This is a genomic window from Bartonella queenslandensis AUST/NH15 (assembly GCF_000312585.1).
Lineage (GTDB): Bacteria > Pseudomonadota > Alphaproteobacteria > Rhizobiales > Rhizobiaceae > Bartonella > Bartonella queenslandensis_A.
In genome coordinates, this window is the sequence record NZ_HE997999.1 from 16,919 (window position 1) to 18,600 (window position 1,682).

2 protein-coding genes are annotated in these 1,682 nt (G+C 37.3%); both read left to right on the plus strand.

Features of this window, described 5'->3' with window-relative positions:
* The first annotated feature begins 217 nt into the window (after positions 1 to 217).
* Positions 218 to 1,144, plus strand: a complete 927-nt coding sequence (locus tag BN338_RS04880; protein ID WP_039759635.1) for a sulfite exporter TauE/SafE family protein — start codon at positions 218 to 220, stop codon at positions 1,142 to 1,144.
* A gap of 2 nt (positions 1,145 to 1,146) precedes the next feature.
* The coding region (locus BN338_RS04885) for a TIGR02186 family protein (RefSeq protein ID WP_039759637.1) at positions 1,147 to 1,682 on the plus strand (536 nt) is incomplete at its 3' end.

Here is a 1,682-nt window from a genome sequence, read left to right on the forward strand (position 1 = left end):
TGTTTTTATAGCTTTTTAAAAGGAGCTCGTTTTTTTTAATTTTTATGATGTTGATGTTAATAGATATGAAATGTATTGCGCATTCGTAATTGTGCGAAAGCGATGGGAATTAAAATTACCCTTTTAAGCATGCAACAGAGATTATTGGAAAAGGGGATAGTTGGAGAAAGGCTCTCCAATTGTTAAAAAGCCTCAAATTATCTTAAAGGTTCTGTTAGTGAGTATTTATTTACCAATTGCTGAAATGTCACTCAATATACTGATCTTGATTGGTATGGGAGTCGTTGCTGGTTTTTTTTCAGGTCTTTTTGGCATTGGTGGTGGTTTTCTCATCACGCCTTTATTGATTTTTTATAATATTCCTCCTGCTATTGCTGTTGGAACAGGTGCTAACCAGATGATTGCATCATCTGTAACGGGGGCGATTACACATTTTAGACGACGTACGCTTGATATTAAACTTGGTATTCTTTTGGCCATTGGAGGAGGGATTGGTTCGTTAATCGGGATTCAGATTTTTTCTGTTTTTAAAAAGTTAGGCCAATTAGACTTAATGATTTCGCTTCTTTATGTGATCCTTCTGGGAGGTATAGGAAGCTTGATGATTGTTGAAAGTTGGTATGATGTGATGCGCAAGCGTAAGGTAGAAAACGCTCATGTCCGTCTTGCAGGTCGACATCGACATAACTGGATTCATCGCTTACCGTTAAAAATGCGTTTCCGAGCATCTATGATCTATGTCAGCATTATTCCAGTGTTAGGGATTGGTCTCATTGTGGGGTTGTTGTCTTCTATTATGGGGATTGGTGGGGGGTTCTTTATGATCCCCGCATTGATTTACCTGCTGCGTGTTCCAACCAATGTCGTGATAGGAACTTCACTTTTTCAGATTACATTTGTCTCTTCTTTCACGACTGTTTTGCAAAGTATGACTCATCAGTCCGTTGATATTGTCTTGGCTTTTTTGTTAATGCTTGGGGGAAGTATTGGTGCACAATATGGAACACGAGCTGGACGGAAGTTAAAGGCTGAACAATTGCGTATGGCACTTGCATGTTTGGTGTTAATCGTGTGTATGCGCCTTGCTTTTCAATTATTTGTACGCCCTGATAATCTTTTCTCTCTGGATATTCTTATGAGATAAAAATGGGTAGATTATTTTCTTTATGCATCATTGCGGGTTGCTTTTATTTTATTTCTTTTTCTACATGGTCACATGTTGGGATGACAGAAACATTTATTGATCAAGTTGATCACGAAGCTGTCCAAATTATCGTCACAACGAATATAATTACCGTGGATACAAATTTTGCTGGTCGTGATCTTTATATTGCTGGTGTTTTGGAAAATATTGATCCATTATATTCTCGTCAGAACCGTTATGATGTTGTTGTAAGCTTGGAAGGACAAAACCGGACAATGGTCATGCGGGAAAAAAAACGTAATGCTGGTGTATGGGTTAATACAGATTCCCTTATTTTTAAAAATGTTCCTCTTTTTTACTCTATGGTTACAACGCGTGAAATCGATGATATTACCAGCATTGAGGATTATAAACGTTTGGGGTTAGGGTTAGTCTATTTGCCATTACAGACAGACGAGCAAGATCAGAAAAAAATACAAATCTTTCATGATGAACTTGTAAAACTGCAAAAAGCTAAAAGTCTTTATTATGAAGAAGT